Here is a 2,591-nt window from a genome sequence, read left to right on the forward strand (position 1 = left end):
CATGATCAAAATCGAGAGGGAAAGAGCTGTCCGCCGGCCCACCCGGTCACCGATATGGCCCCAGACGAACCCGCCCAACGGGCGGACCAGGAACGAAATCGCGAACAGGGCGAACGTCAGCAAAAGCCCCGTCTGAGGATCCGATTCAGGGAAAAAGACTGCCGCGATCGTAACGGCCAGATAGCCGTAAACCGCGTAGTCAAACCACTCAACAAAGTTACCGATAAAGCTGGCCGCGACCACTCTGCGGCGCGTTTCCTTGCTGACCACACCGTCAGCCGGTTCAAAATTCTGGCCGCTCAACGTGCTGCGGCCGGCGTGTGGGCCGTCATGCTCCGGGCTTGCGCCTCCCGGAAGAGAGGGGGATGAAGTTTCGTTACTCATTTGTCCACCAAAATTGTTGGGGTTGCAATAAGCGCAACGCTGTTGCATCAGAATATGCGTGATGGGTAACACAGTCAATGTTTTTTTGGCAGACTCTATGAACGGAGAACATCAGGCCTCGGACCGCACGCCGCTGACCAATGCCATTGAGGTTTCCAGGGAACTCCTGATCTCGGAGGCACTTCCGCGACGAGCATGTGGCCGAGGTTTCCCGTCACCAATTGGACGCCAATATGTGGACTACCACTCCCCCGCTCGCGCCGGACCGAGTGTAGTCTCAGCTGGCATAAACCCCATCATCGATGGGGCTCGTTCAATACGGATGCGAGCACTCTTGGTTTGCCACCAACATGCCTTGGCACCACCTCGGCCTGCGACAAGGCGGCGTCCCACTGTGGGAGGCGGGACGTTATGGCGCCCGCGAGGCATAGCTTCCATCTCGCTTTCCATTAAAAGTGATTGACGCAACACGCGCATTGTTTTACAGTTGCGTTGAACGCAACTCTGTTGCAGCAAGGCAATTAACTTTTCAACGAACGAGAGGCCGACCATGACGGGCACACTCAACGAACCGCTGGCAAGCGTGGACATCGAAGTTCACCGCGCCATTAACAATGAGCTGGTCCGCCAGCAGTCCACGCTGGAAATGATCGCCTCGGAGAATTTCGCCCCGTCCGCCGTCATGGAGGCGCAGGGCTCGGTCCTGACCAACAAGTACGCCGAGGGCTACCCGGGCAAGCGCTACTACGGCGGCTGCGAGCACGTGGACGTCATCGAACAGCTCGCCATCGACCGGGTCAAGGCACTGTTCGGGGCAGAATTCGCCAACGTGCAGCCGCACTCCGGCGCCCAGGCCAACGCCGCCGCCATGTTCGCCCTGCTGGACCCTGGCGACACCATCATGGGTCTGAGCCTGGCCCACGGCGGCCACCTCACCCACGGCATGAAGATCAACTTCTCCGGCAAGCTCTACAACGTGGTCCCGTACCACGTGCGTGAATACGACCTCCGAGTGGACATGGCCGAGGTCGAAGCACTCGCCCTCGAACACCGCCCGAAGCTGATCGTCGCCGGCTGGTCCGCCTACTCCCGCCAGCTCGACTTCGCCGAGTTCCGCCGGATCGCCGACCTCGTGAATGCCTACCTCATGGTGGATATGGCCCACTTCGCTGGCCTGGTGGCTGCAGGGCTGCACCCGAACCCGGTGCCCTACGCCGACGTCGTCACCACCACCACGCACAAGACCCTCGGCGGCCCTCGCGGCGGCGTCATCCTCGCCAAGGAAAAGTACGCCCGCAAGATCAACAGCGCCGTGTTCCCCGGCCAACAAGGCGGACCCTTGGAGCACGTCATCGCCGCCAAAGCCGTGGCCTTCAAGCTCGCCGGCACCCCTGAATTCAAGGAACGCCAGGAACGGGTCCTGCAAGGATCCAAGCTGCTGGCCGAACGGCTCCTCCGTGACGACGTCTCCGCGGCCGGCATCTCCGTGGTCAACGGCGGCACCGATGTGCACCTGGTCCTGGTGGACCTGCGAAACTCGGAGCTGGACGGGCAGCAGGCCGAAGACGCGCTGCACCGGATCGGCATTACGGTGAACCGCAACGCCGTACCGTTCGATCCCCGCCCGCCGATGGTGTCATCCGGACTCCGCATCGGCACACCAGCCCTCGCCACCCGGGGCTTCGGTGCCGTGGAGTTCGCCGAGGTTGCGGACATCATCGCGGCGGCGCTCATCGCCGCTGCCAGCGCTGCATCGCTTAGCGAGGACACCGCCGTCGAACTCCGCGCCCGGGTTGAAAACCTGGCCGAAAAGTTCCCCCTTTACCCCCACCTCACCGCCGACGCCGCCTTGGCGGGCGTTGAGGCAGACATGATTGGAGCAGCCCAGTGAGCAACCAACAGCTCCCGGAGCACCCGGATTTCCTCTGGCGGAATCCGGAACCCAAGAAAAGCTATGACGCCGTGATTGTGGGCGGCGGCGGGCATGGCCTGGCTACCGCGTACTTCCTGGCCAAGAACCACGGGATGACCAACATCGCTGTCCTGGAAAAGGGCTGGCTGGCTGGCGGCAACATGGCGCGGAACACCACGATCATCCGTTCCAACTATCTCTGGGATGAGAGCGCGGCCATTTACGAGCACGCCCTCAAGCTCTGGGAAATCCTGCCGGAGGAGCTCGAGTACGACTTTCTGTTCAGCCAGCGCGG

General features: G+C 62.1%; 3 protein-coding genes. 2 read left to right on the top strand and 1 reads right to left on the bottom strand.

Annotated elements, in window-relative coordinates; genetic code table 11:
- Positions 1-384, bottom strand: a 384-nt coding sequence (locus DAD99_RS21270) for an MFS transporter (RefSeq protein ID WP_193343165.1), incomplete at its 3' end; no start/stop codon positions are given.
- A 550-nt stretch (positions 385-934) separates the two neighbouring features.
- On the opposite strand from DAD99_RS21270, the gene glyA reads away from it, so the two are divergent.
- Both glyA and DAD99_RS21280 read left to right on the top strand, forming a co-directional pair.
- Complete coding sequence (gene glyA, locus DAD99_RS21275) at positions 935-2,275, top strand: serine hydroxymethyltransferase (protein WP_193343163.1); 1,341 nt, start codon at positions 935-937, stop codon at positions 2,273-2,275.
- A partial coding sequence (locus tag DAD99_RS21280) for an FAD-dependent oxidoreductase (protein ID WP_193343164.1) occupies positions 2,272-2,591 on the top strand: 320 nt, incomplete at its 3' end. The genes glyA and DAD99_RS21280, both read left to right, overlap by 4 nt.

It is taken from the genome of Pseudarthrobacter sp. AB1, from assembly GCF_014926485.1.
GTDB lineage: Bacteria > Actinomycetota > Actinomycetes > Actinomycetales > Micrococcaceae > Arthrobacter.

What these genes read in the sequence shown, in the direction of transcription:
- glyA (WP_193343163.1), top strand. Translation starts at nt 935, where the DNA reads ATGACGGGCACACTCAACGAACCGCTGGCAAGCGTGGACATCGAAGTT.